Genomic DNA, 20,710 nt, shown 5'->3' with positions numbered 1-20,710 from the left:
GCCGCCATGCCGCAGATGCAGCCACCATTGTCGACCAACCCGATCATCACCCGCGTCAATGACGGCGCCCCGGTGCTGAGCCCCGAGCAGGTCCCCTACCCCTCGCAGACCGTTTTCAACGCCGGCGTGGCCTTCTGGCAGGGCCGCTATGTCATGGTCTTCCGCAACGAATGGGACTTCAACGGGGTGGGTCGGTTCAACGGCTCCAACCTGGGACTGGCGACCAGCAGCGACGGCATCGACTGGCAAGTCGCGCCCGAGCCGGTGTGGCAGGCCGAGTGGCTGAACGATCCGGAGATCACCCGGGTCTACGACCCCCGCCTGACGGTGCTGGAGGGCCGGCTCCACATGTGTTTCGCGGTCGACACCCGCCACGGCGTACGCGGTGGCATCGGCGTCTGGAACGAGGACCTGTCCGAGATCGAGATCCTGTCGATCTCGGTGCCGGAGAACCGCAACATGGTGCTCTTCCCGGAGAAGGTCAACGACCAGTTCGTACGCCTGGAGCGCCCGATGCCCGTCTATTCCCGCGGCGGCGACAAGTTCGACACCTGGCTGAGCCGGTCCAACGACCTGCGCTACTGGGGCGACTCGGCGCTGGTGCTGGGCATCGAACAGGTGCCCTTCTGCAACGACAAGCTCGGCCCCGCGGCACCGCCGATCCGCACCGACGCCGGCTGGTTGACGACCTTCCATTCGGTCGACCGGGACCGGGAGCGCGGCAAGTTCGGCTGGGAGGCGACCTGGCAGAAGCGCTACAGCGCCGGCATCATGCTGCTCGACCTGGCCGACCCGAGCCGCCTGATCGGGCTGTCGACCGAGCCGCTCATCTCCCCCGAGACCGAGTGGGAGGTGGAGGGCTTCCGCAGCAACGTCATCTTCCCCACCGGCATGACGCTGGTCGAGGACGAGGTCCGCATCTACTACGGCTGCTCCGACACCTGGATGTGCCTGGCCAGCGCCGACGTCAACGACCTGGTCGCCGCCTGTACGCCGGTGGGCTGAGCCGCTCTCAGTCGAGCCCGTGGAAGGCGCGCAGCGCGTCCGCGCCCTCGACCGTGATCGGCTCACCGCGGACGAGCGCGTCCGGGGTCAGGACGAGCTTGCGCTGGAGGGTGGGGCCGTCGGCTCGGTTGAAGCGCTCGGTGCCGTTGTCGGCGTACCCGACCTTGCGGCTGACCGACAGGGAGGCCGGGTTGTCGACGAACGCCCCCGAGGTCACCTCGGTGAGCCCGAGGTGGTCGAAGGCCAGCTCACAGACCGCCTGCCGCATCCGGGTGCCGATGCCCTGCCCGTGGAAGCGCTGCCCCAGCCAGGATCCGGTCTCGGCCGTACGCAGCGTGTCCACGTCGGCGCCTCCGAGCCCCTGGACGCCCACCACTCGCCCACCGAGCCGCACCACCAGCTGCAGGTTGAGTCGGCTCCGGCTGGTCTCGGTGACGGTCCGGGCGATCCATTGCAGGTAGTTGGCGGGCAGTTCGGCGGCCGGAGCCTGCGTCCACGGGAAGCTGAACGGCATCCGGTCGCGGGGATGAACTCCTTCGGCGACCAGACCGAGCAGCTCCGGGGCGTCGGATTCGCGCACCGGACGCAGCTCCAGGTCTCCCGCGGTGACGCGCAGCCCATAGGGCGGCCAGATGTCAGTCAGCGTCAGCGGCCGCTCCAGCGGCCCGGCGCCGTGGGCCACCGCAGCCACCCCGGGGCGGGCGGGTACGACCGGCGGCTCGTGGCGTTCGGGTCGCGCCACCGCGCTGCCGAGGCGGCGCACCGGCAGCGCGGCCTCGCTCGCGGCCGCCGGCACGGAGGTGTCGATGCCGAGCTCGTCGATCAGTTGCTGGTGAATCCGGCGGGTCGCCAGCGAACGGTTCTGGGTGTAGTAGTGCAGGCCGGGCGCCCCGGCGGCAAGGAGATCGCGGCACAGGTCCACCGCGGTCGCGATGCCAACCTCGGTGACCTGCTCGGGGTCGTCCTGGACGGCATGCAACTTGGCCACCAAATCCGCCGGCAGCGCGGCCCCGGACAGTTCAGCGAAGCGTTCAATCTGCTTGACCGACGTCACCGGCTGGATGCCGGGAATGATCGGGATGTCGCAGTCCAGCGCCCGCACCCGCGCCACCAGGTCGACGTAGGACTGCGGGTCGAAGAAGAACTGGGTGATCGCAAACTTCGCGCCGGCGCGGGCCTTGGCCACCAACAGCCGGGCGTCCAGGTCGGGATCACGCTGCTCGGGATGGACGTCGGGGAAGGCCGCGACGCCGATGCAGAAGTCGCCCAGCGAGGCGATCATCTCGACCAGTTCGGTGGCGTTCCGGAGCCCCTCGGGATGCGCCTGCCACGGCGCCGTTGGCCCGCCGGGCGGGTCGCCGCGGATCGCGAGGATGTGTTGGAGTCCGACGCTGGCGTACGCCCCGATGGTCCGGCGCAGGTCCGCCCGCGACTGGCTGACACAGGTGAGGTGGCCCATGGTGCGCAGGTTGGTGCCGGTGGCGATGCGTTCGGTGGCGCGGATGGTGCGCTCCCGGGTGGAGCCGTTGGCGCCATAGGTCACCGAGACGAAGTCGGGGCGGATCGATTCGAGCTCGCGGATCGCGCGCCACAGCGTCTCCTCGCCCTCGGGGCTGCGCGGCGGGAAGAACTCGAAGGAGAACAGCGGCCGGGTCGCCGTCGCCAACAGATCGGCGATGGTGGGCTGGTGCGGCGGCTGCTTGGTGATCACGCCAGAAACCCTAGCCCAGCCGATCTGCCCTCCTCCGCCATTCCGGCGCCCGGGCGCCTTTCACGTCTGCGGCCCTAGACTCGGGCCATGGCCAGTCATGTTGAGGAATCCGTCCTGACCGAGCTCGACCCTCACGATCCGCTGGGTGCCGCAATCCACGACGGTGTGGCCGCGCAACTGGAGCGGGTCTGGGAACACCAGGGCGCCGTGTTGGAGGACATCAGCCCCGAGCTGACGCCGGTGCTGGCCGCAGCCCGGGAGTTCTGCGCCGGCGGCAAGCGATTCCGGCCGGCCTGCGTGCTGTGGGGGTACGCCGCTGCGACCGGGTCCCGGCTGATGCCGGACTGGCTGGTCCAGTTGGCGACCTCGACCGACCTGCTGCACGCCAGCGCGCTGGTGCACGACGACATCATCGACCGTTCCGACACCCGCCGCGGCGCCCCGTCGATGCACCGCCGGTTCGAGGCCGAACACCGCACCGCCGGCCTGCTGGGTGATCCGGTCGAGTTCGGCCAGTCCAGCGCCGTGCTGCTGGGCGACTTGCTGCTGATGTGGTCGGTCGAACTTGCCGGTCAGGCCAGCCAGGATCCCGAGGTGCACGCCCAGTTGGCTGCCCTGCGCACCGAGGTGACCGCCGGTCAGCTGCTCGACGTGCTCGGCGAGCACCGCCCCCTCCCCACGAGCGAGGCGGAGTTTGCGACCGCGATCGAGCAGGCCGAGGCGGTCCTGGAGCGCAAGACCGCCTCCTACACGGTGCGTCATCCCTTGCTGATCGGTGCCCGCGCGGCGGGCACCGCGACCCCGGACCTGATCGAGGGACTCTCCCGGCTCGGGTCGGCGGTCGGCTGGGCCTTCCAGCTCCGCGACGACGTCCTGGGCGTCTTCGGCTCCGAGGACGAGACCGGCAAGCCCGCCGGCGATGACCTGCGCGAGGGCAAGCGGACCCTGCTGGTGTTGTACGCCCTGCAGGCCGCCGACGACGATCAGCGGACCCGACTGGCTGCGGTCCTTGGCCAGCCGGCCGGTGCCGCCGCGATCGCGGATGCCTCTGCCGTGATCGAGGAGACCGGCGCTCGGGACCGCGTGGAGGAGCGCATCGCCGCCCTCACCGCTGCCGCCCGGGACACCGTCGCCGAGCTCGAGGTGACCGAAGCCGTACGCCAAGGCTTGGGCGGGCTGGTGGAACTCGCCGTACGCCGCCGCGGGTGAGTCGGCAACGATGATCGGCGAACACGACCGCAATCCACCCAACCGGACCGTGTTCCTCTGCCCCGGGTACCACGACTTCGCGTTCGGTGCCCCGGGGCGCCCCGGCGCTTGGGGACAGCTGTCGCCCGAGCTCCGTCGCGACATCACGGCCTGGGACGAGCTCTTCCACCGACACTTCTACGACACCTGGATGCCCCCAGAAGTCGGCTACGCCTACCACGCCCAAGTCGGCGACCTCGTCCAACGCATCACCGAGGAACTCGACCTCGGACCTGAGGAGCTCGCCGTTGGCATCTGGCCGACCCACGGGCTCGACCCAGAGAAGGTCTGAAGACCGGCCGACAGGCCGCCATGTTCGATTCCAAGTGGGGATAGCGCCGGCGTCAGATCCATTGACGGGCCCATGTTACGGGAGTACCTTTGGCCCAAACTTCCAACACGGCAGCATCTACTGGACACCCCGCACTGGAGCCCACCCCGTCACCGGCCGCATCCGTGACACCTGGAGCACGGAAGGCTGGGAGAACAGCCCCTACGGCTATCCGACAACTGCAGAGCAACACCCCGGCCAAAACGCACCCAGCCACCACCGCATCCAATTCTTCGAAAACGGCTTCCTCTACTGGATGGACAGTACGTCACCGGCGAATGGCGCGACCCCGCGAACCCCCTCATCACCCACCGCACCACCCCCACCCCGCCAGTCGAAGGGCGACGTTGATGATCGGCGAACACGACCGCCATCCCCGGAACAATACGGTGCTCCTCAGCCCCGAGACTCAGATCGGCGGCGGCGGATTCTGGTGCCCCCGCCGCCCCGGCGCGTGGGAACAGCTCTCCCCCGAGCTTCGACACGACCTTGAAGCTTGGAACGACCTCTTCCTGAACCACTTCTACGGCACTTGGATGCCCCCAGAAGTCGGCTACACCTACCACGCCCAAGTCGGCGGACTCGTCCAACGCATCACCGAAGAACTCGACCTCGGACCCGACGAACTCGCCGTCGACATCTGGCCCACCGAGGGGCTCGACCCGGAGAAGGTCTGATCCGTTCCGCTCGGTCAAGGGCTGGTCAGGCCTCGGGGGCGGCGTACAGCACCACCACCGCGAACGGCACCTCGTCCTGGGTGTGACTGAAGAGCACCTGCGCGATCGACTGGAAGTCCTTGGGCGCCGACTCGGCCATCCGCATCCCGTCCACCCAGACCAGGGCGGTCGGTTCGGTCTGCTCAGCCAGACACTCGTCGAGGGCGTCGAGGTTGGCGCCGTAGTAGTCGGGGAAGTTCAGCGCCTGACCGATCTTCGCGAGCACCCCCCGCTTGTCCGCCGAGCCGCTGAGGATGGCCGTACGCCAGCCGACCCGCTCCAAGCGGTGCACGACGCTGTCGCGTTCGGCGGTGGTCGCGAAGACTCCCCCGCCATCGGTCGTGGTCGGGAGATTCAGTTCAGGCATCGCGGGATCAAATGACCCCGCCTCGTCCGACTGGTCGATGCCGAAGAACGAGGCCTCGCTCATGTCCGGATCCTTTCGAAGCTCTCGTAGTGGTCCGCTGTCCAGTAGTACTCGCCCTGCTCGCCGGCAACAATCCGTCTGGCTCCCCGGTCCCGCTCCCCCGGGGTGGGCACGGTGTATTCGCGGTAGTAGCCGCGCGGCTGGTCCGGCAGCAGGCCCTCGCGATTCTGGAAGGTGATGCCATCGCGATCGTAGGGGAAGGGCCCGTCCGATTCGATCAGCTCCATCATCTCCGCGGCCTCGGGCGGCAGGTCAGCCAGATCGACCCAGTCCAGACCCGAGTCCGGATCGGTACGCTCCTGCGGCGCGCTGCCCGTCGCCCCGGCGGCGGTCTCCTCGGTGCTGGGCGGCGCCTCGACCGTGAGGGTGCAGGCAGTCAGGGTGAGGCCGAGCACCACGGCCAGCAGTGCGGCCAGCAACCGCGTCGTCATCACCCTCATCGGAGGAAGCTCCCGCCAACGGTCTCCCCGGGCTTGGGCTCCCAGGCCGGCTGCAGCGCCCGCCGCAGCGCCGGCAACTGGGTGGCCGGATCGGTGAGGTCGGCCTGGCTCAGGCACAGCCGGCGTACGCCGCGCTCCACCAGGGAGGCGACCTCGGCCTGGTCCTGGTCGTCGCCGGTCAGCGCGAGCGTCGCAAAGAACGGCTGCTCCTGAGCCAGCGCCGCCTCCAGCAGTTCGGAGTCATCGGACAGGACGACCAGGTAGTCCGCTCCGGCAGCGGTGAGCTCGGCAAAGGCCTCGGCGTCGGTCGCGAGACCGCCCACCTGGGCATGTTCGTGCGACAGCCCCCGCTGGTCGGTGGCCGGCACCGAGTAAGGCGAGAACAGCGTCAGGTCGGGCCGGAACGCCACCGCCAGGTCGCGGTCCTCGGCCACGCCCACGAGGATCTGGTCCCGGAACAGACGTTGGTGCAGCGCCTTCAACCGTTCGACCGAGTCGTCGAGGCTGGCCCGGCCGGTCCCGAACCAGAACAGATCGGCACCGCTGCTCAGCAGCAGCGGCACCTGGTCGATCTCGTCGATGGATATCCAGACGCCGAGTCGCGACAGGCGCACCACCTCGGTCAGGCCCATGAGTGCTGTCATGGTCATCAGCGTAGGGCGCGAGCCATCCACCAGTCCGGGGTACACCCCGAGTGCCTCTCGCGTGTCGCCACCACGGATTTCTTGCCGTCGGTCCTACAGTGGGCAAAGGCTGACACGGCCTCCTTCCCCGACCGTGTTTGGAGCACCAGGTGAGCATCACCTCCAACGTGAACGACCGACTGGTCGGCCATGTCCTGGAGGGTCGCTACCGCATCGATGCGCGAATCGCGCGAGGCGGCATGGCGACCGTCTATCGCGGCACGGACATGCGCCTGACCCGAACCGTCGCCATCAAAGTCATGCACGACGGCTTGGGTGACGACACCGACTTCGCCCGCAAGTTCGACCGCGAAGCACGCGCCGCAGCCCGGTTGTCGCATCCCCACGTCGTGTCGGTCTTCGACCAGGGCATCGACAACGGCCGCCCCTTCATCGTGATGGAGTTCGTCGAGGGCTTCACGCTGCGCAACCTCATCACCGCCCAGGCCCCGATGACCCCCGAACGGGCCCTGGAACTCATCGATCCGGTGGTCGCGGCGTTGGCATCGGCCCACGAGGCCGGCCTGGTGCACCGCGACGTCAAGCCCGAGAACGTCCTGATCTCCGACCGCGGCCAGATCAAGGTGGCCGACTTCGGCCTGGCCAAGGCGCTCACCGGACAGACGGCGACCGCCACCCAGGGCCTGCTGATCGGCACCGTGTCCTACCTGCCGCCCGAGCTGGTCGTCGACGGTTCCGCCAGCACCCGCTCGGACGTCTACAGCGCCGGCGTGGTGCTCTTCGAGATGCTCACCGGCCGCAAGCCGCACACCGGCGACACCCCGATCCAGGTCGCGTACGCCCACGTCCACAACGACGTGCCGGCACCGTCCACCCTGGTGCAGGCATCCTGGCGGGACTCCCGCCGCGGCATCCCGCCCTACCTGGATGCGTTGGTGCAGGCCTGCACCGACCGTGACGTGGCCAATCGGCCCCCGGACGGTCAGGTGCTGCTGGAGAAGGTACGCCGGTGCCGCCGCGCGCTCAGCCAGGGCGTGATGGACGATCCCGACCTGACCCGCTCGATGGCGACTCCGGTCACTCCGGCCGACGAGGCCACCGAGATCGTGCCGCGGGCCACCGCCAACGCCCACGGGGCCGAGTCGACCCGTCCGGACCGTCTCGAGGACCATCAGAACACCGTGATGACCCGGTGGACCACCGCGTCCACGCCGGTGAGCCCGCTGGACCTGGAACATTCCATGGACGGGGTCGCCTCTCTGCCACCACGGGAGGATCTGCCGCGTACGGTGCTGCAGCCCGCCGTCAGCTCCGCTGCTCGAGCGACGCGGCAGCGCCGTAGTCCCAGCACCCCGGAACAGGCTGCTCGGGCGCCCCACTGGGATGCCGAATGGGATGAGCCTCGGCCGACGAAACGGCGCCGCCGTCCGTTGCGCCGTCTGGTGGCGATCCTGTTGGTGCTCGCCGTGCTCGGCGGCGCCGGTTACGGCGGCTGGTTCTGGCTGGAGGGCCGCTGGACCACGGTGCCGGCCATGGCAAACCAGACCGAGACCGATGCGGCACGCACCGCTGAGGGTGCCGGAGTCGTGGTGACGTTCGAGCAGGAGTACAGCGAGACCATTCCCAAGGGACGTGTCATCCGCACCGATCCGGCGGCCGGCGACCGGCTGCTCGACGGCGGCAGCATGACGGCGTACGTGTCGCTGGGCCCGGAGCGCTATCCGGTCCCGACCGTGGTCGGGATGGGCGTCGACGACGCCGAGGCGGCGCTCACCGAGGGGCGCCTCGCGCTGGGCGAGGTGACCGAACGCTGGGATGAGCAGGCACCGGCCGGTGAGGTGGTGGAGGCTTCCATCGCCCCCGAGGAACTGGTCAAGCCGGGCACCCCGGTCGACCTGGTGGTGTCCAAGGGCCCCGAACCGATCGCGATCGACGACTGGTCGGGCAAACCTGCCAAGGACGCGCAGGCCGAGCTCGAGGGTCGTGGTTTCTCGGTGAAGCGCAGCGAGCAGTTCTCCAACTCGGTGCCCGCAGGCGTGGTCATCTCGCAGACCCCGGCCGACGGAACCGGCAAGCGTGGCGACAGCATCGAACTCGTGGTCTCCAAGGGACCGGAACTGGTCACCGTGCCGAATGTGCGCTCCAGCGGAGCGGACGAGGCCCGGAAGAAGCTCGAGGACGCCGGCTTCAAGGTGCAGGTGTCGTACGTGGTGAACAACGGCCTGGGACTGGTCCTTCGGACCGACCCCGACGGTGGCGCCAAGGCACCGAAGGGCTCCACTGTCACAATCTTCGTCGTGTGAGGCACAGGTCATGGAAGTACTGCTCATCTTCGGTCTCGTCATCCTGGTCGTCGGCGGCGGGATCGGCCTCTACTTCGGCATCCGGCGCTACCAGTACGTCAAGGCCCTCGAGTCCCGCGGCTGGACCTTCGTCACCAACCCCGACATCAGCATCGCCAACGGGCTGAACGTGCCGCCCTTCGGCGTCGAATACGACCGTTCGGTGGATGACCAGATCATCGGCAAGACCGCTGACGGACTGCCCTTCCAGGTCTTCGAGTACCAGACCCGCAACCAACGCGAGATCCGGGTGACCTGCATCCGGCTGCCGTACGCCCTGCCCGAATTCGTGCTCGGCAACGGCCCGGTACGCCCCCACTTGGTCGCCTATGAGTTGGATGCGCCCGGTGCGCTGCGGGCCTTCACCAGCGACACCGACTTCGGCCGGGAGGCACTGCGCCGGATCCTGCCCTCGCTGCCGACCAACACCCCGATCGACATCAGCATCGACGGCAACCAGCTGGTCTCGCTGCACTGCCCCGAGCCTGCCGAGGAGATGAACTCCCACATCGAGCAGGCCGCGACCTACGCCAAGGCCCTGATGGCCGGCGGCGGCCCCGAGCAGTTCAAGCAGCCCGACCCGGAGCCCAAGCTCGGCTTCTACCACACCAAGTGGACCTACTTCCCGCGTGCGGACCACTTCCTTGAGATGGTCTCGACCACCGGCGGAGGTCAAAACCACCGGGCCCAGGACGTCGTCATCGCCGACAATGACGGGCTCCCCTTCATCGCGCTGGCGCATCACTGGGAGACCACCCACACCACCAGCAATGGCAACGGCGGCACCACCACCACGACCCAGCACCACGTCGAATACATCGTCGAGATGCAGCCGCCCTTCCCGTTCCGATTCATCTCCCTCAACTGGGGCATCTTCTCCGAGGGCAAGGAGTATGAGTACGAGTCGGAGAAGTTCAACGAGAAGTTCAAGATCCGCACCCACGACCCGAAGTTCGCCTCCGACGTGATCCACCCCCGGGCGATGGAATGGCTGATGGCCTACCACCCGGTCCCATTCGCGATCCGCGACGGCGTCATCCGCTTCAAGGTCAACGACCACGAGCCGCCCACGATCATCTATGTCGCCAATCAGATGCACGGCCTGTTCGGGTGGGTGCCCAGCTTCGTGTGGGCCAACCTCGGCGTACGCCCCTCGCCCACCTTCCGGGAACTGCCGCCGATCCCCGGCGCCCCGCAGATCCCCCGGGCCGGCACCAACTGAGCTGACCGCCCGAGGGCCCCGCCCTCCGGCCTACGCCGGGAAGTCCATCGGGGCGTGATCGCGGCTGTCGACCATCGTCGTCGGGCCCATCTCGGCGATCCGGGTGAAGGCCAACTGCCAGCCGCGCTCGGACAGCAGGGCCTCGTGGATGCCGAAGCCGTGGCTCGCGCCCAGGGCGCGGACGAAGTCGATGTGTTCCTTCATCGCCGCCCACGGCCCGTGCAGCGGGACGGCGATGACGTCGACCCCGGCCGGGGTGGTGTCCAGCATGTCGCCGGGATGGAAGAAGGTCGGCTCACCTTCCTGCTGCAGCAGCACCCCGGTGTTGCCGATCCGGGCCAGGTCGGCATGAATCACCGCGTGTTGGCCGCCCACTCCGGTCACGGTGAGGCCGCCGAGCGTACGCCTTTCCCCCGCGGCCAGCGGTTCGGCCCGGTCGGCCAGCTCAGCCACCTCGACCTGCTGCAGCACGCTCGGTTCGGTCCACACCCGGGCGTCGGGATTGCGCTGCAGCAGAGCGCCGACGTGGTCCGGATCGATGTGGTCGGGGTGCTGATGGGTCACCAGCACGGCTGACAGGTCGGTCACGCCATGCCATTCCTGGCTGAAGTTGCCGGGGTCGATGAGGATCCGGTCGCTGTCAGTCTCGACCAGGACGGCCGCATGGCCCAGATGGGTGATCTTCATGTGCCCACCGTAGGCCAGGCCTGCCAGACCCGGATGACAACCCCGTGAACTCTTGGAGCAACCCGTTACTGGTGGTGTTCACCCCAGTGGCGCGCCGGGTTCACGTTCAGTCGATACGGATGGTCTGACCCCACGTGGAAGGACCACCATGACGACCCATCACCGCCCTCCGGCGGCGCCACGCAGGTCTGCACTGTTCGGTGCAGCCGTGCTGGCACTGTTCGCGCTGGTCGCGAATGTCGTGCCCTCGACCGCCGCTCCCGCGGTCGACTGGATGCCCGACCAGCTTGAGCGTTGGAGCACCATCACTGAACGAGAGACCACCGAGCCGGTGGGCATCACCAACGGCTTGGAATTCTCCACCGAGACCATCAAGTCCATCGACGGTGTCGTGCCGATCCAGGTGCTGACCGGCGACACCACTGACCCTAATCTGGCGGTCCGGGTCGTCGGATCCGCCGACAAGGTCATCGACCCGGCCAATGAGACGGTCACCTCGATGGCGCAGCGCACCGGTGCGGTCGCCGGTGTCAACGGCAGCTACTTCCAGATCAACGCCTCTGGTCAGCCCAATCTGGGTGAGATCATCGACGGCGAGATCTGGAAGAGCCCGGCTGCCAACCAGGAGGGCACCTTCTCGGTGCTGGATGACGGCTCGATGGTGATCGGCAAGCAGGAGTTCTCCGGCACCATCAGCGCAGGCGGTCAGGACCGTGCGCTGGACTCGATCAACTGGGTCGACCGCGCCAAGGATGACGCCATCACCATGGTGACGCCGCGGTTGGGCGAGGTGGCACCGGCGTGGCTGGGCGGGGAGCACGTGCTCGCGCTCGGCACCTCCTCCGATGAGGGCGCCACCATCACCATCACCGAGGTCCGTACCGTCAGCGAGCTCCCGCAGTTGCCCGAGGGCAGCTATGGGCTGCTGGCCGGCGCCCCCGCCTCGGCCGGTGCGCAGTGGTTGACTGCCAACGCGGCGGCCGGTGTTGAGGTCACCGTCGAGCACCAGATCTCCCCCAACAACAACATCGACCAGATGATGCAGGGACCGGGTCGGATCCTCAAGGACGGTTCCCTGTTTGACGACCCGAATCACCAGATGCCCTCCACCCTCAACCCGGAGACGGTTGTCGGCACCACTGCCGACGGTGAGATCGTGCTGGCCACCATGGATGGCCGCGGCACCGCCGACACCGCCCTCGGTGTGAACCCGATGCAGGTCGCCAGCTATCTCCAGTCGCTGGGCATCGAGGATGCCGTGCTGCTGGACGGCGGCGGCTCCAGCACGATGGTGACCCGGATGCCGGGTGATGATGCCGTCTCCATCGCCAACTCGCCCTCCGACGGCGGGGTCGAGCGTCCGGTCGCCAATGGCATCTTCCTCTACAGCACCGCCACTGAGGCCGGCCCGGCCGAACGGGTCGTGCTGCACGACGGCCAGCAGGTCACCGCGGCGGTCGGCGCCTCCACGCCGGTCGTGGCGTACGCCGTGGATGCCCACGGCAATCCGGCCCACACCACCGAGCAGGTGTCGGTTACGGTCAGCCCCTCGAGCTTGGGCACCTGGCAGGACGGCACCTTCACCGCACGCGAGGTCGGCACCGGCACCATCACCGCCACCGTCAACGGCGTCACGGCGGAGGTGGACGTCCAAGTGGTCGACGAGTTCGACTCGCTCACCATCTCCCCGGCCACCAGCCGGGTCGCCAACGGCGCTGAGCAGACGCTCACCGTCGAGGCCGCCATCGATGGTGGCGACAGCGCCGCGGTTGACCCAGCATCGGTGGTCTGGTCCGTGGACCGCGCCGATCTGGGCGCCGTCTCCCCCGAGGGTGTCTTCACCGCCGCCGAGCAGGGCGCCGGTGTGGTCACGGTCACCGCGACTGTCGGTGAACAGTCGGTGTCGGCCACCATCAATGCCGGTTCCACCCGAGAGACGATGTTCGTGGCCGATGACCCGGCGAAGTTCACCACCCGCAACGAGGACGGCACCACCACGACTCCGGAGACCGGTTTCGCGCTGTCCGACGATGTCCCCGAGGGCTCCGACCAGGAGCATTCGGTGACCCTGGACTACACCTTCCCGAACAGCCCCTCGCAGCATTCGATCCGGATCTGGGCCACCGACGAGAAGGACTTCGAGGTGCCGCGCAACGATCAAGGCATCGCGCCGGAGCTGGCGTACATCACCATGAAGGTCGAGAACGACAGCCCGCAGCCGGAATGGATCGTGGTCGACCTCGAGGACCAGGCCGGCAACCTGCAGGCACTGTGGATCAAGATCGAGCCGGAGATGTACGGCAAGTGGGTCACCCACGCCAAGAAGGTCCAGTGGGGCAAGCTCACTGAATATCCGCTGTACTTCAAGGACATGCGGTGGGTCGGCCAGAACGCCCAGGCCGGCAGCTCCGGCAAGTTCAGCCTGGCCGGGGTGGAGCTCAGCTATCCGGCTGCCCCGCCCAGCGAGGACTACCAGCCGATCGCCGAGAACAATCCGGAGTGGCTGCAGTACGAGCAGTCGACCGAGGACTTCAAGCCGGGCGGCACCACCTATGTCATGGGAGATGACGGTCACCTCGTCGCGGCCCAGCCCAACTCCTCCAGCGCCGTGAACGTCCGCAACATGGTCCAGCGCAGCAAGGGTGAGGCCTACGACAGCCAGGTCGGTCAGCGGGTCGAGCCGTTGGCGGTCGAGGGCAGGCCCGAGCTCGCGGTCAGCCTCGGTGACATCTCCGACACCGGCGAGATCCCCGATCTGGAGTTCGCCAAGGAGCAGTGGGAGATGTTCGGGGTGCCGCTGTGGGATGTGGTCGGCAACCACGAGATCAGCCAGGGTTCCTACCCGGCCGACGGCAACTTCTACGAGGTCTTCGGTCAGGACACCCATTTCTCCTTCACCGAGGGCGACTCCACCTTCATCGCTCTGGACAGTTCCACCGGTTCGATCCAGGGTTCCGATGGCCAGCAGGTGCCCTCCGAGCCGCAGTACCCGTGGCTGGTGGAGCAGCTGGAGCAGGTCGACACCGAGGTGGTCTTCATCGCGACGCACTGGCCGGCGTACGACCCGCTGCCGAACAAGTCCAATCAGTTCCAGAACCGGTGGGAGGCACGCCAGTTCCTCGAGGTGATCGACAACTACAAGCAGGCCAACCCGGACAAGAAGGTCGTCGTCTTCTATGGCCACTCCCGCGGTTTCGCCAGCCAGTTCATCGATCCCCAGGGCAATCCGGGCACCGCTGAGACCGGCATCCCGCAGTTCACGATCGCCGACATCGGTACGCCGCCCTACACGGCTCCCGACCAGGGTGGCTTCTATCACTTCGCGCTGTTCCATGTGAACACCGACGGCACCGTGCAGTACACCGTCGAGCCGTTGCTCCAGTCGATCGAGGTCGACCAGGGCGACAAGCAGGGTGTGGTGGACGGTCGCTCGACCAATGTCGACACCGAGCCGTTGCAGATCGGCGACAGCCGCACCTACAGCGCCACCGCGCTCAACACGGCGGGCGAGGGGGACAACGCTCCCCCGCAGATGCCGGTCGCCGATCCGCTGTCCCATGTCTGGGCCAGTTCGGATGAGTCGGTGGCAGTCGTGGACCGCGTCACCGGTGAGGTGCAGGCGGTGGGTGCCGGTGAGGCGACCATCACCATCACCAGCGGCGGCATCACGGCCCAGATCGACATCGTGGTGGCGCAGGACGCCCCGACTCCTGAGCCCACTCCGGAGCCGACCGAGCCCGCCCCGAGCGAACCGGCCCCGAGCGAGCCCGCACCCAGCGAGCCCGCACCCAGCGAGCCCGTCCCGACTGAGCCGGCCCCCAGCGAGCCGACTCCGACGATGACCCCGACCCAGCCGGAGCGTCCCGGGCTGCCCGACACCGGTGCGGTGCCTGCGGCCGCGGTCATCATCGGCGGTGGCGCTGCTGCGGTCGCGACCGCAGCGGTGATCCGGCGACGGCGGCGTCAGTGATCTGAGTCCGTCCCTGCGGCCCCCGTCGACTTCAGTCGGCGGGGGCCGTCTGGCGTGCGCAACTACACGATGCCGCAGCCACGCAGGCGAAACGGGCCAGATCGCCTGCGTCACGGCTGGATGCTGTCGTTGTGCAGGTCACCCGAACCGGCCAATTCACCCGCCAACCTCACGAGCTGAGGTTCGGTCGGCGTACGCCTGCTGCCAGGTCACGCCGATGCTGGCCAGCATCACGCAGGCGATCGATCCCCAGCCCAGCCACGACAGCTGCTGGTCCAGGATCAGCAGGCCCATCAGCGTCGCCACCGCAGGCTCCACACTCATGAGGATCCCGAACGTGCCGGCCGGCAGCCAGCGCAGGGCCCGCAGTTCGGCGCTGTAGGGAATCACCGAGCTGAGCACCGCGATCCCGAGGCCGACGGCCAACAGGCGCGGATCGAGCAGCGCTGGGCCGCCGACCACGACCATCGGCACCACCGTTGCCGCGGCACACATCAGGCTGGCGATCGCCAAGGTGGTGCTGGGACCCAGCTCCGTGGCGGCGATCCGGGAACCGGCCCAGATGTAGCTGGCCCAACCGGCCGCGGCGATCACCGCCAAGGTGACTCCCCACCAGTCGAGGTCCAGTGTCGGCGACAGTCCCAACCCCAGTACGCCGGCAGCCGCCAGCGCCACCCACAGCAACCCCCACCAACCCTGCCGGCCGGCGCGGATCGCCGACACCAGGGCGACAGCGATCGGCCCGAGGAATTCGATCGTCACCGCCACGCCCAGCGGAATCCGGGAGAACGACTCGTAGATGGCGACGTTCATCACCAGCAGGCTGCCGGCGTACCACCACAGCAGTTGCCAGTCCCGCCGGGAGTGGCCACGCAGCCGGGGACGTACCACCACTCCCAGCACCGCCGCGGAGAACATCAGGCGCAGCCCGACCAGCACGATCGGGTCGGTGACACCGAACTGGGTGCCGGCGATCGCGGCACCCGCCTGGACCGAGAAGATGCCCACCAGAACCAGACCGACCGGCCCCATCCATGGGGACCGGCCGGTGCGGGCACTGGTGAATCTGCGTCGGGTCAATGTCAGTCGGGCAAGTTCGCGCCGACGGCCACCGGCGGCGGGGCCGGGACGGGCAGCTTGCCGGACCGCTCGATGCGGCCGTCCGACAGCCGCTGGGCGATCAGGAAGGCGAGCTCCAAGGACTGGTTGCGGTTCAGTCGCGGGTCACAGGCCGTCTCGTAACGCTGACTCAGGTCCACCTCGTCGATCTCGTCAACGCCGCCGACGCACTCGGTGACGTCCTCACCGGTGAGCTCGACGTGAACGCCACCCGGCCAGGTGCCGAGCTGGTGGTGAACGTCAAAGAATCCGTTGACCTCCTCGACCACATCGGTGAAGCTGCGGGTCTTGTAGCCGTTGGAGGTGGCGAAGGTGTTGCCGTGCATCGGGTCGCAGATCCAGGTCGGCTTCCGGCCGGTCTTCTCGACTCCCTCGATGATGGCGGGCAGCAGTTCGCGCACCTGGGAAGCGCCGACCCGGGTGATGAAGGTGATCCGACCGGGCTCCCGCTCCGGGTCCAGCCGATCCGCGATGGCCACGGCGTCCGCGGCGCTGGCGGTCGGGCCGAGCTTGATGCCGATCGGGTTGCGGATGTTGCGCATCAGCTCCACATGGGCGCCGTCGAGCTGACGGGTCCGCTCCCCGATCCAGATCATGTGACCCGAGGTGTCGTAGGGCAGGTCGCTGCGGGAATCGATCCGGGTCAGCGCGTGCTCGTACTCCAGCAGCAGGCCCTCGTGGGAGGCAAAGAAGTCCACCGTACGCAGGCTGGCATCGTCCACCCCGCAGGCTTCCATGAAGGCCAGCGCCGACTCGATGCCTTCGGCGAGTTGCAGGTACTTCTCGCCGGCGTTGGTGTGGCGCGCGAAGTTGGCGTTCCAGGAGTGCACGCTGCGCAGATCGGCGAATCCCCCGGTGACGAAGGCGCGGACCAGGTTCAGCGTGGCCGCCGAGGAATGGTAGATCTCGAGCAGTCGGGCCGGGTCGTGGCGGCGGGCCTCCGGGGTGAAGTCGATCCCGTTGATGGCGTCGCCGAGGTAGGAGGGCAATTCGACGCCGTCGCGTACCTCGGTGGGCTTGGAGCGCGGCTTGGCGTACTGGCCGGCGATCCGGCCGATCTTGACGACCGGGACCTGCGCGGCGTACGTCATCACCGACGCCATCGACAGCAGCACCCGCAGCTTGCGGGAAACGTTGTCGGCGGTGACACCCTCGAAGGTTTCGGCGCAGTCGCCACCCTGCAGCACGAAGGCCTCACCGCGGGCCACCGAGGCGAGATTGTCGCGCAGCGAGTCGACCTCGCCGGCAAACACCAGCGGGGGCAGGGCACGGAGCTTGTCCAAGACCGCGGCGACCTCGTCGGCGTCGGCATAGTCCGGCTGATGCTTGGCTGGCAGGGACTTCAGCGCGGACAGCGAGGGCAGAGATGACATGGTGACCAGCTTATGGGGTCGCCGGTAGCGGCCTCAGCGGTTTTCAGATCCTGAGCCCACCGAGATGATCCCGGCGCGCTGCCCCCACAAGGTCAACTCGACCCGGTTGGCGGTGCCGGTCTTCGCGAGCATGTTGTGGACGTGATTCTGCACGGTGCGGTGGGAGACGCTGAGCTCCTCGGCGATCTGCCGGTAGGGAAGGCCTCGCGCCACCCAGGCGAGCAGTTCTCGCTCCCGTGCGGTCAGCACCGGGTCGACCGGCTCCGGATGGGGCGCGGCCGGTGGGTTGCGGAAGTCCTCCAGCAGGGCGGCCGACACCTCCGCAGCGAAGACGGCCTCACCGGCCAGGGCTCGCTGGATGCCGGCCAGGATCTCTCCGGGCCGGGCGGTCTTGAGCAGATAGCCCATCGCGCCGGCCGCCACACAGCGGCGTACGTCCTCGGGCCGGCTGGAGGCCGCCAGCATCACCACTCGTACGTCCCGGTCCTCGCCCACCAACGCTTCGGTGCAGGCGGCACCGTCAGGAGTGGGAATGTCAAGGTCCATGACGATCAGATCGGGCCGCGTGGCCCGGGCCCGGACCAGCGCATCCGCGCCACTCTCGGCGATGGCGGCGATGTCGAAACCTTCGTCCTCGAGTACGCCGGCCAACGCTTCGATCCACAACGGATGGTGGTCGACCAGCATCACGCTCGGCATCAGCGCTGCTCGGAGTCGTCCCCGGCCTCGACCGGCGCCTTCCAGCCCGGGTGGGGCAGCACCTTGGCGTCGACGTCGCCGGCATAGCTGCCCGACTTCACCACGGCGCCGTAGAGGTCGACGTACTCCTGACCGGTCAGCTTCTGGATGTCAGCCATGATCGCGTCTGTGGCGTCGCGCAGCACACCGGCATCGATCGGACGACCCCGGAATCGGGACAGGTCCACCGGCTTGCCGATCAGGACGCCGGGGCGATCCATCCGCGGCAGCCCCCGACCCTTGATGACCTCGGTGTTGCTCATCCCGACCGGGATCACCGGACAGCCGGTCTCCAGGGCGACGCGCGCAGCTCCGGTCTTACCCTTGTAGAGGCGACCGTCCGGGGATCGGGTGCCCTCGGGGTACATCGCCAGCAGGGTGCCGCTCTTGACGATGTCGGTCATCGCGGTCAGCGCCTCGCTGCTGGCCTTGCCGCCGCCTCGGTCGATCGGCAGAATGCCGGCCTGCTTGAGGAACCAGCCGACCAGCCGGGCACCAGGACTGGTGCCGTTGAAGAGTTCGGCCTTGGCCGGGAAGGTCACCCGCCGGCGCAGCATCACCGGCAGGATGATCGTGTCACCCCAGGAGATGTGATTGCTGACCAAGAGCCCACCTCCTGCCCTGGGGACGTTCTCGTGGCCCTTCGTCCAAGGTCGGCACACCAGCCGGAACACCGGCACGAACAGCAGATACTTGAACAGCTGGTAGAACACGCTTCCTCCCTCGAATCACCGCCACACTAGTGGGTAGGATGCCGGTGTGGCGGATTCCGGACACGACCCGCGGGAGGACACCGCGCGGACTCAGCACGTCGACGAGTCGAAGTCGGCAGTGCTGCTGTGTCACGGCTTCACTGGATCGCCGGTGTCGATGGAACCGTGGGCGCAGGCGCTGCGGGAGGCTGGCCATGAGGTCAGCGTGCCGCTGCTCGCCGGTCACGGCACCAGTTGGCAGGACCTGGCCCAGACCGACTGGGCGGATTGGTATGCCAGCCTCGCCGTCGCCCACGCCGAACTGCTCGGCCGGCATGACCGAGTGGTGTTGGGTGCCTTGTCGATGGGTGGTGCCCTGTCGCTGCGGCTGGCGGCCCGCTTCCCTGACCGGGTCGCAGGGCTGATGTTGGTCAACCCGGCGGTGGGCAGCAAGGATCCTCGGATCCCGCTGGCCGGCCTCCTGAAGCGGCTGGTGGCCACCACCCCGGCGATCGCCAATGACACCAGCAAGCCCGGCACCAACGAGGGCGCATACTCCCGCACTCCCACCGCGGCCGTGGAGCAGTTGCACGACCTGTGGCAGGATCTGCGGCCGCGACTCAGCGGCGTACGCCAGCCGGTCCTGCTGCTCCGATCAACGGTGGACCATGTGGTCGATGACCGGTCCGAGGAGCTGTTGATGACCTCGCTGGCCAGCGAGAACCTGCGTCGGGTCAGCCTGCCGAACAGCTACCACGTCGCGACCTTGGACAACGATGCCGACGTCATCGCAACCGAATCGGTGCGTTTCCTCGCCGAGTTGGACCAGGCGGCCGACCGTGGCTGACTCCCCTGACCGCCCCGGCAGCCCGGACCGTGACGTCGACGCGATCGACCGCGAGTTTCGCGCCATGATCGAGGCCAGCTTCCCCGACGCTCCTGCGGCTCCGCAGCCGAGCGACCGCAGCCCCCGCGACCACCGCACCGACGAGGACGGCCTGCCGATCTGGCTCGCCGACCCTGACGACGAGGACGACTTCGACGACGAAGCAGACGGGTGGGAGGACGTACCACCGGGCCAGGTCGGCGAGCCGCTGCCCCCGATGCGAGCCTGGACCTTCTCCGCCGTGCTCGGCGCCATCGGCGTGGCCTGGTCAGTGACCGCTGTGATCCTGGTGCTACTGGGCGTGACCTTGCCCGGCTGGGTCGGTTGGCTGACAGTCGGCGCCTTCGTCGGCGGGTTCGTGTTGCTGATCTCGCAACTGCCCCGCTCCCGACCGCCGGATGACGACGGCGCGGTCGTCTGACCCAGGTGCCCCAGACACGGCCCACGGCCCCGGCAGTTGCCGGGGCCGTGGTCGTCGTAGCTGGTGGTGAGTGAGGTGTCGGGCTTGGCGGTTGCCCGCACCCGCGGGTCAGCGCCAGATCGAATCGCCCACGTACTTCGCCCAGATCTTGCCGAGCCCGAATGTGTCTCCTGCCCGGGTGGCGGCGACGACGATCATGGCGGCTGCCTCCAGCCAGTGGCTGGTGGTGATGGGGTTGGTGGCCCCGGCAGCGCCGAGCGGAAAGGTGGCCAGATACATCATCGCCACCAGCACGGTGCCAGCGATCGCTGCGATCTTGACACCGGCTCCGGTGACCAGGGCAACGCCCAGGCCGAGCAGACCGATCATGAAGATCCAGTCGAGCACCGGGGCGGCGCTGGCCATCGACTGGAAGGTAGCTCCGAACGGGCCCTCGGCGTTGGCGAGGAAGCCTGCGGTCGGGCTGCCGCCGTTGAGCCAGGCTCGCTCCACCGGGGTGGCGTGGTTGAGGCCGAACAACTTGTCGAGGAAGGCCCACAGGAACAGCCATCCGGTGACGATCCGCATGAAGGCCAGTGCACCACGGGCGAACGGGCTGCGGACGATGTCGGTCTGCATGGTGACCTCAGCGGCCCCAACGGGGGCCTCGGCCTTGACTTCGCGCGTGTCCTGGACCTGCTCAGCGGTCTCTCGCTGCTGAGTGCCCTCGGATCGGTGGTGGATGGCGGTCATGTCGTT

Annotated in this window: 19 protein-coding genes and 2 pseudogenes; 11 read left to right on the top strand and 10 right to left on the bottom strand. The window is 68.3% G+C overall.

What is annotated here, in order from left to right; translation table 11 throughout:
* Positions 1-6 precede the first annotated feature (6 nt).
* A complete protein-coding gene (locus CGZ91_RS09920) occupies positions 7-1,005 on the top strand; it encodes a glycoside hydrolase family 130 protein (RefSeq protein ID WP_094454779.1) in 999 nt (332 codons plus the stop codon).
* Positions 1,006-1,012: 7 nt separating this feature from the next.
* Here CGZ91_RS09920 and metF read toward each other — a convergent pair whose 3' ends face one another.
* On the bottom strand, positions 1,013-2,716 hold the full coding sequence (gene metF, locus CGZ91_RS14850; protein WP_179229309.1) for a methylenetetrahydrofolate reductase [NAD(P)H]: 1,704 nt from the start codon (positions 2,714-2,716) through the stop codon (positions 1,013-1,015).
* 87 nt (positions 2,717-2,803) lie between these two features.
* Here metF and CGZ91_RS09910 point away from each other — a divergent pair, with 87 nt between their 5' ends.
* The 4 genes and pseudogenes from CGZ91_RS09910 (at position 2,804) to CGZ91_RS14620 (ending at position 4,972) form a co-directional block, all read left to right on the top strand.
* Entirely contained in the window at positions 2,804-3,925 is a 1,122-nt protein-coding gene (locus CGZ91_RS09910) for a polyprenyl synthetase family protein (RefSeq protein WP_094454777.1), read from the top strand.
* 10 nt (positions 3,926-3,935) lie between these two features.
* On the top strand, positions 3,936-4,256 hold the full coding sequence (locus CGZ91_RS14625; RefSeq protein WP_229116559.1) for a hypothetical protein: 321 nt from the start codon (positions 3,936-3,938) through the stop codon (positions 4,254-4,256).
* A gap of 34 nt (positions 4,257-4,290) precedes the next feature.
* Positions 4,291-4,440: pseudogene (locus CGZ91_RS14995) on the top strand (hypothetical protein); the annotation flags it as partial.
* Between the two features lie 205 nt (positions 4,441-4,645).
* Positions 4,646-4,972: a hypothetical protein gene (locus tag CGZ91_RS14620; RefSeq protein ID WP_094449864.1), complete on the top strand. Its 327-nt coding sequence runs from the start codon at positions 4,646-4,648 to the stop codon at positions 4,970-4,972.
* 25 nt (positions 4,973-4,997) lie between these two features.
* Here CGZ91_RS14620 and CGZ91_RS09900 read toward each other — a convergent pair whose 3' ends face one another.
* The 3 genes from CGZ91_RS09900 to CGZ91_RS09890 are packed head-to-tail and all read right to left on the bottom strand — an operon-like array spanning position 4,998 to position 6,522.
* Entirely contained in the window at positions 4,998-5,441 is a 444-nt protein-coding gene (locus CGZ91_RS09900; protein ID WP_094454773.1) for a barstar family protein, read from the bottom strand.
* Positions 5,438-5,869, bottom strand: a complete 432-nt coding sequence (locus tag CGZ91_RS09895) for a ribonuclease domain-containing protein (protein ID WP_229116558.1) — start codon at positions 5,867-5,869, stop codon at positions 5,438-5,440. The genes CGZ91_RS09900 and CGZ91_RS09895 overlap by 4 nt, the downstream gene beginning before the upstream one ends.
* Positions 5,870-5,874: 5 nt before the next feature.
* Entirely contained in the window at positions 5,875-6,522 is a 648-nt protein-coding gene (locus CGZ91_RS09890; protein WP_144276864.1) for a hypothetical protein, read from the bottom strand.
* A gap of 167 nt (positions 6,523-6,689) precedes the next feature.
* Here CGZ91_RS09890 and pknB point away from each other — a divergent pair.
* From pknB to CGZ91_RS09880, 3 genes and pseudogenes are all read left to right on the top strand, one after another.
* Positions 6,690-8,618: pseudogene (pknB, locus tag CGZ91_RS09885) on the top strand (Stk1 family PASTA domain-containing Ser/Thr kinase); the annotation flags it as partial.
* A complete protein-coding gene (locus CGZ91_RS14990) occupies positions 8,619-8,825 on the top strand; it encodes a PASTA domain-containing protein (RefSeq protein WP_407670869.1) in 207 nt (68 codons plus the stop codon).
* A 10-nt stretch (positions 8,826-8,835) separates the two neighbouring features.
* On the top strand, positions 8,836-10,086 hold the full coding sequence (locus tag CGZ91_RS09880; protein ID WP_094454765.1) for a hypothetical protein: 1,251 nt from the start codon (positions 8,836-8,838) through the stop codon (positions 10,084-10,086).
* Between the two features lie 30 nt (positions 10,087-10,116).
* Here CGZ91_RS09880 and CGZ91_RS09875 read toward each other — a convergent pair whose 3' ends face one another.
* Positions 10,117-10,773: an MBL fold metallo-hydrolase gene (locus tag CGZ91_RS09875; protein ID WP_094454763.1), complete on the bottom strand. Its 657-nt coding sequence runs from the start codon at positions 10,771-10,773 to the stop codon at positions 10,117-10,119.
* Between the two features lie 208 nt (positions 10,774-10,981).
* On the opposite strand from CGZ91_RS09875, the gene CGZ91_RS09870 reads away from it, so the two are divergent.
* Positions 10,982-14,743, top strand: a complete 3,762-nt coding sequence (locus CGZ91_RS09870; RefSeq protein WP_179229308.1) for a phosphodiester glycosidase family protein — start codon at positions 10,982-10,984, stop codon at positions 14,741-14,743.
* Between the two features lie 156 nt (positions 14,744-14,899).
* Here the strand turns inward: CGZ91_RS09870 and CGZ91_RS09865 are convergent, their stop codons facing one another.
* The 4 genes from CGZ91_RS09865 to CGZ91_RS09850 form a co-directional block, all read right to left on the bottom strand.
* Entirely contained in the window at positions 14,900-15,751 is an 852-nt protein-coding gene (locus CGZ91_RS09865; RefSeq protein WP_229116557.1) for an EamA family transporter, read from the bottom strand.
* 74 nt (positions 15,752-15,825) lie between these two features.
* On the bottom strand, positions 15,826-17,235 hold the full coding sequence (locus CGZ91_RS09860) for a class II 3-deoxy-7-phosphoheptulonate synthase (RefSeq protein WP_094454757.1): 1,410 nt from the start codon (positions 17,233-17,235) through the stop codon (positions 15,826-15,828).
* Between the two features lie 33 nt (positions 17,236-17,268).
* On the bottom strand, positions 17,269-17,934 hold the full coding sequence (locus tag CGZ91_RS09855) for a response regulator (protein WP_094454755.1): 666 nt from the start codon (positions 17,932-17,934) through the stop codon (positions 17,269-17,271).
* A complete protein-coding gene (locus CGZ91_RS09850) occupies positions 17,934-18,686 on the bottom strand; it encodes a lysophospholipid acyltransferase family protein (protein WP_094454753.1) in 753 nt (250 codons plus the stop codon). The genes CGZ91_RS09855 and CGZ91_RS09850 overlap by 1 nt, the downstream gene beginning before the upstream one ends.
* Before the next feature lie 46 nt (positions 18,687-18,732).
* Between CGZ91_RS09850 and CGZ91_RS09845 the strand changes: the two genes are divergently transcribed.
* Complete coding sequence (locus CGZ91_RS09845) at positions 18,733-19,512, top strand: alpha/beta hydrolase (RefSeq protein WP_094454751.1); 780 nt, start codon at positions 18,733-18,735, stop codon at positions 19,510-19,512.
* Positions 19,505-19,972 carry a hypothetical protein gene (locus CGZ91_RS09840; protein WP_094454749.1) on the top strand — a complete coding sequence of 156 codons (468 nt, stop codon included), beginning with the start codon at positions 19,505-19,507 and terminating at the stop codon, positions 19,970-19,972. Before CGZ91_RS09845 ends, CGZ91_RS09840 begins: the two co-directional genes overlap by 8 nt.
* Before the next feature lie 108 nt (positions 19,973-20,080).
* Here the strand turns inward: CGZ91_RS09840 and CGZ91_RS09835 are convergent, their stop codons facing one another.
* Positions 20,081-20,704 (bottom strand): hypothetical protein, encoded by a 624-nt coding sequence (locus tag CGZ91_RS09835; protein ID WP_229116556.1) that lies wholly within the window; start codon positions 20,702-20,704, stop codon positions 20,081-20,083.
* Positions 20,705-20,710: the final 6 nt, after the last annotated feature.

Source organism: Parenemella sanctibonifatiensis, from assembly GCF_002250565.1.
Lineage (GTDB): Bacteria > Actinomycetota > Actinomycetes > Propionibacteriales > Propionibacteriaceae > Parenemella > Parenemella sanctibonifatiensis.
The sequence above is the reverse complement of the archived record's forward strand: the minus strand, read 5'-3'. Positions and strand labels throughout refer to the sequence as shown.

Excerpts from the sequence above, each read along its gene's own strand:
- CGZ91_RS09920 (WP_094454779.1), top strand. The coding sequence starts at position 7 with ATGCCGCAGATGCAGCCACCATTGTCGACCAACCCGATCATCACCCGC.
- CGZ91_RS09910 (WP_094454777.1), top strand. The coding sequence starts at position 2,804 with ATGGCCAGTCATGTTGAGGAATCCGTCCTGACCGAGCTCGACCCTCAC.
- CGZ91_RS14625 (WP_229116559.1), top strand. The coding sequence starts at position 3,936 with ATGATCGGCGAACACGACCGCAATCCACCCAACCGGACCGTGTTCCTC.
- CGZ91_RS14620 (WP_094449864.1), top strand. The coding sequence starts at position 4,646 with ATGATCGGCGAACACGACCGCCATCCCCGGAACAATACGGTGCTCCTC.
- CGZ91_RS09900 (WP_094454773.1), bottom strand. The coding sequence starts at position 5,441 with ATGAGCGAGGCCTCGTTCTTCGGCATCGACCAGTCGGACGAGGCGGGG.
- CGZ91_RS09895 (WP_229116558.1), bottom strand. The coding sequence starts at position 5,869 with ATGACGACGCGGTTGCTGGCCGCACTGCTGGCCGTGGTGCTCGGCCTC.
- CGZ91_RS09890 (WP_144276864.1), bottom strand. The coding sequence starts at position 6,522 with ATGACAGCACTCATGGGCCTGACCGAGGTGGTGCGCCTGTCGCGACTC.
- CGZ91_RS09880 (WP_094454765.1), top strand. The coding sequence starts at position 8,836 with ATGGAAGTACTGCTCATCTTCGGTCTCGTCATCCTGGTCGTCGGCGGC.
- CGZ91_RS09875 (WP_094454763.1), bottom strand. The coding sequence starts at position 10,773 with ATGAAGATCACCCATCTGGGCCATGCGGCCGTCCTGGTCGAGACTGAC.
- CGZ91_RS09860 (WP_094454757.1), bottom strand. The coding sequence starts at position 17,235 with ATGTCATCTCTGCCCTCGCTGTCCGCGCTGAAGTCCCTGCCAGCCAAG.
- CGZ91_RS09855 (WP_094454755.1), bottom strand. The coding sequence starts at position 17,934 with ATGCCGAGCGTGATGCTGGTCGACCACCATCCGTTGTGGATCGAAGCG.
- CGZ91_RS09835 (WP_229116556.1), bottom strand. The coding sequence starts at position 20,704 with ATGACCGCCATCCACCACCGATCCGAGGGCACTCAGCAGCGAGAGACC.